Origin of the sequence: Shinella sp. SUS2, assembly GCF_001262505.1 — a bacterium.
GTDB lineage: Bacteria > Pseudomonadota > Alphaproteobacteria > Rhizobiales > Rhizobiaceae > Shinella.
This window is the reverse complement of the sequence record NZ_KQ410790.1, coordinates 1-6,588: the sequence shown is the minus strand read 5'-3', so window position 1 is coordinate 6,588 and position 6,588 is coordinate 1. Positions and strand designations below refer to the sequence as shown.

Here is a 6,588-nt window from a genome sequence, read left to right as displayed (position 1 = left end):
CCAGGCATTCTTCAAAACCTCCTTTCTCAATGCATTCCAGTCATATGCACCCCGGTCTATCCGGGACGAGGCGCACCGTACGTGAAATCCGAAAGCCAGAGCATATTCGGCGTGGGCGCGAAGAAGTACCTGTTCACACGGTCGAGCGGACACGGCGCGGTCTTGTCGCTGATCGTCGTGCGGATCGGTTTGCCGCGAATGATGCCTTGCAGCCCCATTGCCCTCATAAGCCGAGCGACAGTGCAGCGGGCGATGTCGTAACCCTCCCGCAGCAACTGTCGCCAGACTTTCCGCACGCCGTAGACCTGGAAGTTCTCATTGAACACCCGTCGTATCTCGACCTTCATGGCAATGTCGCGTCGGGCGCGGGCCGATAGACGGTCCACGTCCGTGCGCTTGGCGATGACCTCATAATAGGTGGACGGGGCAATCGGCAGCAATCTGCAGATCGGCTCGACCCCGAGCACCGAGCGGTGTGCATCGATGAAGGAAATCATCGCTTCAGTGGGCGGTCGAGCTCCGCCATCGCAAAATACGCAGAGTCTTTACGCAAAATCTCGTTGGCCTGACGAAGCTCGCGGTTCTCCCGTTCCAGAGCCTTCATCTTCTCGGCGACGTCACTCGGCAGGCCAGCACGCTTGCCGCTATCCACCTCGGCCTTCTTCACCCACTCATTGAGCGTATGCGCCGAGCAGCCGATCTTGGCGGCTATGGAAGATATTGCCGCCCATCGCGAAGGATGCTCGGCTTCATGCTCGACCACCATTCGAACGGCGCGGGCGCGGACTTCAGGAGAAAACTTGTTCGTCGTCTTGCTTGTCATAGACCCTACTTCTCACGAGTTGGGGTCTCCGGCAAACCCGGTGCGGTTCATTCCGTCGGACGTCTGCATTGGCCAGAACAGCCCGAGTTCCTTCGGCGTCGATGCGCCCTGCTTTCTGATAAGCGGCATTTCGTGTCCCGCATGCATGTCTGTTGATGGGGAGATCCGATGCAGCGGGGGCTGCGAGACCTCCCCAGTTCTTCCGCTTGAGTCGGACGAACGGTGCTCATCTGGTGCACCACGACAGGAAGTCAAACGTTCGTCGCAATCATGGTAGGTGTAATGCCGAAATGAACGAATGGCGCTCGACCCTTTCGGGGAGCGCCATTCAAACCCGGACGACCACAAACGCGCGACTGAGTACAATCGCTGCAGGCAGTCATCGATGACGGGCGTTGAGCGATAGATGGGGGGAGGGCGTCAGACATTCAAGGCCGTCCGAAGCATCGGGTGCTCGAATGGGTACACCAAGGCATGCATCGCAAATGCCGCAGCCATCGTCGTCCATCGGCTGGTCCGCCCGCTCGCAACAGAGGCAGACGACAGAGCATTGGAGCCGGCCATTGTTTCCGCTCGGCACCAAGATTTCGACCGTATCATTCGACACGATATTTATGACGGGTTCCTGCATCGCAGCTACTCCAATGACCTCCGCAGCAAGAAATAAGAGCCGTGCGGCGCTTTGCAATAGCTCGCGAGATCACGCGCGAGCTCGGAAGGGGATGGACTCTCTCGGCGTCACATGATGTTCTGACGTTCGGAGGGACAGGTATGGCGTATGAATGGGATCCTCGGCGCGCGAGACGCGCCCGCCTGATCAGGCTTGCGGCGGCGGTCGCGATCAGCGCGTCGGCAATCACGGTGCCAGTCGCGGTCCTCCTGGCCGCCGCACCGATCTGACGGCGTCATCCGAAAGGACGATCCTTTCGAGCTTTCCCGCTTCGTTGCAGCACAAGACCGCGTCTTCGAGACGGTGCTCGCTGAACTCAGGGCCGGACGCAAGCAAACCCATTGGATGTGGTTCATCTTCCCGCAATTGCGCGCGCTGGGCAGGTCTCCCACCGCGGACTTCTACCGCATCGGCTCTATCGAGGAAGCCCGGGCTTATCTCCGACATTCGGTACTTGCTGACAGATTGGCGCGGGCCACTGATGCGGTGCTTGGAGTAACCGACCGTTCCGCCCATGATATTTTCAGTTCGCCCGATGATCTGAAATTCCGCTCATCGATGACGCTGTTCGGCGAAGCTGCCGCTGAGGACGGGGAACGTTTCCGGCTCGCTTTGGAGCGCTTCTTTGCCGGCGAGCCAGATCGTCGTACTCTCGAACTCATAGGCGGCGGCAAATAACCGCCGCGTGCCGCAGAGGTCGATCAGATCGCGCGAACATCTTCCGCTTTCGACTTTCCGGTCTTGCGATCCTGACCGATGTCATAGCTGACCTTCGTGCCATCTTTCAGAGGCCCGCCCGACAGCACCGCCGAGACATGGACGAATACATCCTGCCCGCCATTGTCGGGCGTGATGAAGCCAAAACCCTTGTCCTGATTGAAAAACTTAACGGTGCCCGTCGCCATGGTTATCCTCGTGAAACAAGCGGCGTCGACGCCGCCGGCAAATATTATGGATCGGCTGACATTGCCGCAACCATTCATCCTCGATAGCACAACCGTTTTCGGCATGCCCGGCCTTGCGCGGGGGCGGAATTTGCATTTCTGTGCGAGACATGTCTCTCTGCGCATGACCAAATGCGTGTACCTGGAGCCTCGATCATTTGAAGAAGCCACAAAAGAATTTTGTCGTTGAATACAAGGGTGCGCGTCGAAAACTCACGCCGCAATCCAACTCAATCTGGGGCAACGTCGATTTGCGCCGGTTCGCCGAGGATGGCGGCACGGCGGAGGCATCTAGCGTTGAAGGGCTTCGCGCCGATTCAGATGCGGCGACGCACGAGGTAGCCCACGCGCCCGCGTTGACAGCAGATCTGCAGCAAAAAACAACATCAATCTTTGCACTGGAGGAACAGATGGCCGACGACACAAGCATGACCGAACAGGTGTCCACCGAACCCGAAACTGCTCTGCCAAAGGCCCCTGAGCCCAAGAAGCGAGGCCCGCGGACCAAGAAAGTGGCGCCGGAAACCGCAGCTTCTGATGCTTTGGGCGACGCGCCCGCTGTTAAGAAAACACGGGCTAAGAGGGGTAGCAAGAACGCCGCAGCCGAGGTAAAGCCAGCTGCTCGTCGTGGCGGACGCAAAGCCAAGGCTGCTGTCGAGTCGACTGTCGAACCCGCCACGCAGGCTGTCTCGCCTATCACAGCGGCTGGTGAGGAGATGGAGGATCTGCTTCAGCTCGAGCAGGAAAACCAGCGCCTGCGCAAGCTGCTTGCGGAAAAGCTCCGCGCGGAGAATGCTGATCTCCGCAAGCGACTCGGTCTCTTCTGAGCTGATGTCGGAGGATTGGTCGGCTATCAGGCCGGCCCTCCTCTTCAGTGCGATTTAGCTCGACCGCTGACAACGGGCATCTTCGTCTCCGCTGCCCAATGGGTTGCCGGGGCGTACGACATGATGGGAGTTGAAAAGCGATGGTAAAATCGCCCTGGAAACTTCTCACCGGATTGCTGTCTCGGGGAAAGACTGCGGATCAGCACGACGTTGGCCACGCCAGCTTCACCGAGATCCCCAAAGAGGTCGAAGGGCCAGGAGCCAATTCGACCGCTTCTGAAGCATCGATAGGGGGCGAGCCTACACCTCAGCCGAAACCATCGGCCGCGTCGCAAGGTGGCAAGGGCGAAGCCGGTGATCGTCAGGAGCCACCGCCGTCAATGGCAGCAGAGGTGGCTGACTCTGTGTCGGCCGATGAAGCCATCGCCTTGGCCCCGGATCGCACTGTGGTGATCATCGGCGCCAAACGTCGAAATCCGCCGAATAAGGCCCCGCGCGTGACCCGGAAGAAGGCCAAGGTGGAGTTGCCGGGTCATCCCAGGGACGCGGACGCGGCTATCGCCTTGGCGGAGAAAGCGGTTGCAAAGGAACCAGATCCAGTTCGGACGCTGGACAGCGAGATCCGGAAACTACGGTTCCAGCTGGCAGTGAAGCTCCGGCTTCAAAATGATCAACTGAGGCAGATGCTCAGCCGTTTTGAATCGAAGTGAGCTTTTTGTCGATCCGGGTCATTGTACGACTTTGCCGGCTCATATCTGCTTGCGACTATCCTGGTTTAGAAGGTCGCCCGCATCAACCGCCGAACCAATAAAGCGAACAAGGCACTTGCCTCGGATTTCGACCTGCCGATCTTCGATCCGCGGGAACCTAAATCTGCAGCTCGAGCTGATTGGCCTCACTCACCTCGTCGTCCATGAATGAAGAAAGCGTGACGCCGAGCAGGCGAATACCTTTCGACGTCGGGAACAAGGGATCGAGGAGCGATTGGCTAATGGCTTCGAGATCATCCATCGTGGCGATGGGCACTGCACTCGTCTTGCTGCGGGTGATGATCTGGAAGTCGGCATATTTGACCTTCAGTGTGACTGTCCGCCCATGAAGGCCATTGCCCTCGCAATGCCGCCAGACCTTCGCGGCGAGGGGTGTGATCTCGGCGCGCGCGGCCTTCGGATCGACGATGTCGACCATGAACGTGTCTTCGGCGCCGACGGACTTGCGTGGCCGATCCGGTTGCACCACCCGATGATCGATTCCGCGGGAGATATTGTAGTACCAGGCGCCGGATTTGCCGAAATGCTCCTGAAGGAAGGGGAGCGATTTTGCCTTGAGGTCCGCTCCGGTTTCAATTCCAATCGCTGCCATCCTCTTCGCCGTTGCAGGCCCAACGCCGTGGAATTTCTTGACGGCCAGCGCCTCGACAAAGGCGGGGCCATGCTTGGGCGTGATAACGGCCTGGCCGTTGGGCTTGTTGAGGTCCGAGGCCATTTTTGCGAGAAACTTGCAGTAGGAAATACCGGCAGAGGCATTGAGCCCGGTCACTTCCTTGATGCGGGCGCGAATCCTGGTGGCGATCTCCGTCGCGATCGGAATGCCCTGTTTGTTGTCGGTGACATCCAGATAGGCCTCGTCGAGCGACAAGGGCTCGATCAAGTCGGTGTACTCGGCAAAAATCGCATGAATCTGCGCGGAAACCGCACGGTAGACGTCAAAGCGTGGGGGGACGAAGATCAGGTCTGGGCAGCGACGTTTAGCGGTAATCGAAGGAAGAGCGGATCGCACGCCGAAAGCGCGCGCCTCATAGCTTGCCGCCGCCACGACGCCGCGGGCAGCCGAACCGCCAACCGCGACAGGCTTACCGCGCAGCTCGGGATGATCGCGCTGCTCGACCGAGGCATAGAAAGCATCCATGTCCACATGGATGATGCGCCGGACCCGCTCGTCGCGGTCCGGTTTTTGATCCATCATCTCGATCGACGTGACGGGCTGCATGGCTCACTTCCACATCGACCGCATGCGCGCACCGACATCGATCCGGATCTGTCGCGCGCTTCGCTCACTGGCCGCGGCCGAAACCTTCGGCCAGCTTGTCGTCTCGAAATATTGCAAGAGCGTGGCCGGGATGAAGCGCGTTCGCGACGCATAGACATGACGATCACCCGTGGAAGACTGGCCGTGAGTAAAGAAACGCTGCGGCGTAACCAGGGTGAGATTGTCGCGCGCCCGCGTCATGCCGACATAGAGCAGCCGGCGCTCCTCCTCGAGCTCCTCTGTCGTGCCGACGCCGAGGTCAGACGGAATGCAGCCGTCAACGACGTTGAGCATGAACACCGCCCGCCACTCCTGCCCCTTGGCCGAATGTATGGTCGATAGGATCAAGTAGTCCTCGTCAAGCAGCGGCACGCCGGCCTGATCGCTGGTCGCGTCGGGCGGGTCCAGGGTCAGCTCCGTGAGGAACCGCTCGCGGCTGGCGTAGCCGCTGGCAATCTGCTCGAGCTGGACAAGATCGTCCTTGCGCGTGTCGGCGTCCTCATGGATGCGATCGAGATGCGGCTCGTACCACATCCGCACCGTGCCGATCTCCGCCGGCCATCCCGCGTCGGCCTTTCGCAGCGCCGAGACCAGCGTCACGAAGGCTGGCCAGTCTTCGCCGGTTTTGGCGGGTGGTGGAATTTCGGCGAGCGACTGCAAGGGCTCGGGGTCGGCGGCAATCGTGTCGAGGATTTTGCCAGCCGTCTGAGGCCCGATACCGGGCAGCAGCTTCAGCACCCGGAATCCGGCAACCCGGTCGCGCGGATTTTGCGCAAACCGCATGACCGCCAGCAAGTCCTTGACGTGCGCGGCATCGAGGAATTTGAGGCCGCCGAATTTCACGAAGGGAATGTTGCGGCGGGTAAGCTCGATCTCCAGTGCGCTGCTGTGGCTTGAGGTTCGGAATAGGGCCGCTTGCTGCTTCAGCGTAATCCCGATTTCACGGTTTGCCAGCACCTGCTCGACGATATAGGCGGCTTGATCGACCTCATCCTTGACCGTCACCAGCATCGGCCGTTGCTCCGAAGCGCGGTCGGTCCAGAGGTTTTTGGTGTAGCGTTCCCGCGCAAGCTCGATGACACCGTTGGCCGCCGCCAGGATCGGTTGGGTCGAACGGTAGTTGCGGTCGAGCGTGATAACGTCCGTTGGACGTGGCGAGAATTCTTTCGGGAAATCCAGGATGTTGCGAATGGTGGCCGCGCGGAAGGAGTAGATCGACGGTGGCGTCGCCTTAACCTGACGTAGGACGCAATCATTTCTTTGTCCTGAATTTCAGGCTTGGATCGGCAACGCGAT

The 6,588-nt window shown here is 59.8% G+C and carries 5 protein-coding genes, 2 pseudogenes and 1 other annotated feature; of the genes and pseudogenes, 3 read left to right on the top strand and 4 right to left on the bottom strand.

Annotated features, from left to right (window positions below; genetic code table 11):
• Nucleotides 1-59: 59 nt before the first annotated feature.
• Nucleotides 60-823, bottom strand: a pseudogene (locus AKG11_RS34185) (IS3 family transposase); the annotation flags it as partial.
• Nucleotides 423-539: a sequence feature (AL1L pseudoknot), on the bottom strand. Its footprint overlaps the pseudogene before it by 117 nt.
• A gap of 907 nt (nucleotides 824-1,730) precedes the next feature.
• On the opposite strand from AKG11_RS34185, the gene AKG11_RS32795 reads away from it, so the two are divergent.
• Entirely contained in the window at nucleotides 1,731-2,171 is a 441-nt protein-coding gene (locus AKG11_RS32795) for a DUF1810 domain-containing protein (protein ID WP_050747050.1), read from the top strand.
• Nucleotides 2,172-2,194: 23 nt separating this feature from the next.
• On the opposite strand, the gene AKG11_RS32790 is transcribed toward AKG11_RS32795, so the two are convergent.
• Nucleotides 2,195-2,398 (bottom strand): cold-shock protein, encoded by a 204-nt coding sequence (locus AKG11_RS32790; RefSeq protein WP_050747045.1) that lies wholly within the window; start codon nucleotides 2,396-2,398, stop codon nucleotides 2,195-2,197.
• A gap of 197 nt (nucleotides 2,399-2,595) precedes the next feature.
• Here AKG11_RS32790 and AKG11_RS34175 point away from each other — a divergent pair, with 197 nt between their 5' ends.
• Together AKG11_RS34175 and AKG11_RS32780 are read left to right on the top strand one after the other, a co-directional pair.
• Nucleotides 2,596-3,264, top strand: coding sequence for an MreC domain-containing protein (locus AKG11_RS34175; protein ID WP_082342960.1), 669 nt, complete (start codon nucleotides 2,596-2,598; stop codon nucleotides 3,262-3,264).
• Nucleotides 3,265-3,404: 140 nt separating this feature from the next.
• A complete protein-coding gene (locus tag AKG11_RS32780; RefSeq protein ID WP_050747044.1) occupies nucleotides 3,405-3,974 on the top strand; it encodes a hypothetical protein in 570 nt (189 codons plus the stop codon).
• A gap of 157 nt (nucleotides 3,975-4,131) precedes the next feature.
• On the opposite strand, the gene dinB is transcribed toward AKG11_RS32780, so the two are convergent.
• Together dinB and AKG11_RS32770 are read right to left on the bottom strand one after the other, a co-directional pair.
• Complete coding sequence (gene dinB, locus AKG11_RS32775; RefSeq protein ID WP_245290311.1) at nucleotides 4,132-5,253, bottom strand: DNA polymerase IV; 1,122 nt, start codon at nucleotides 5,251-5,253, stop codon at nucleotides 4,132-4,134.
• A gap of 3 nt (nucleotides 5,254-5,256) precedes the next feature.
• Nucleotides 5,257-6,510 (bottom strand): annotated as a pseudogene (locus tag AKG11_RS32770) (ATP-dependent helicase); the annotation flags it as partial.
• Nucleotides 6,511-6,588: the final 78 nt, after the last annotated feature.

Bases quoted from the DNA above. Each gene is read 5' to 3' on its own strand.
- AKG11_RS32780 (WP_050747044.1), top strand. From the start codon at position 3,405: ATGGTAAAATCGCCCTGGAAACTTCTCACCGGATTGCTGTCTCGGGGA.
- AKG11_RS32790 (WP_050747045.1), bottom strand. From the start codon at position 2,398: ATGGCGACGGGCACCGTTAAGTTTTTCAATCAGGACAAGGGTTTTGGC.
- dinB (WP_245290311.1), bottom strand. From the start codon at position 5,253: ATGCAGCCCGTCACGTCGATCGAGATGATGGATCAAAAACCGGACCGC.